The following is a 500-nucleotide window of genomic DNA, read 5'->3' on the forward strand; positions in this document are numbered from 1 at the left end:
AGGGGTTAGAGGCGAGTAGTCAGGGCGCCAAGTCAGACGGCCAGAGGCCAGTTTGCATGCCACGACGAACTTCCGGGCCTGCGCCCTCACTACTCATCCCTATCCCCTCCGTTCCGCCACACAGTCGCGCACAGGATGCTCTCCCACAGAAAAAGAAGAGACAAAAAGAAACCCCGCCTCGGCGGGGTTTCTTTTTCGAGATCAGTTCAGCTGACCGTGGCAGTGCTTGTACTTCTTGCCCGAGCCGCAAGGACAAGGATCGTTGCGGCCCACGCGCGGCCCTTCGTTCGGGCTCGGCAGCGGCGGCGCGGCCAGGCTGCCGGCGGCCACCGCTTCCGCGTCCGCCCCCAGCGCCGCCAGCGGGGCACCGCCGCCGCTGGCCAGCATCTGGCGCTGCAGGCGCTCGGCCAGGCGCTGCTGCTCGGCCTCCATCGCGGCCACTTCCTCCTCGCTGCGGATGCGCACGCGCGCAAGCATCTGCACCACTTCGACCTTGATGC

Annotated in this window: 1 protein-coding gene; it reads right to left on the reverse strand. The window is 67.0% G+C overall.

What is annotated here, in order from left to right:
• Nucleotides 1–201: 201 nt before the first annotated feature.
• Nucleotides 202–500 (reverse strand): SEC-C metal-binding domain-containing protein (locus tag MJ606_RS18230; protein ID WP_243050976.1); only part of this gene is annotated, 299 nt, incomplete at its 5' end.

Origin of the sequence: Dyella sp. RRB7, assembly GCF_022761115.1 — a bacterium.
Classification (GTDB): Bacteria; Pseudomonadota; Gammaproteobacteria; order Xanthomonadales; family Rhodanobacteraceae; genus Dyella.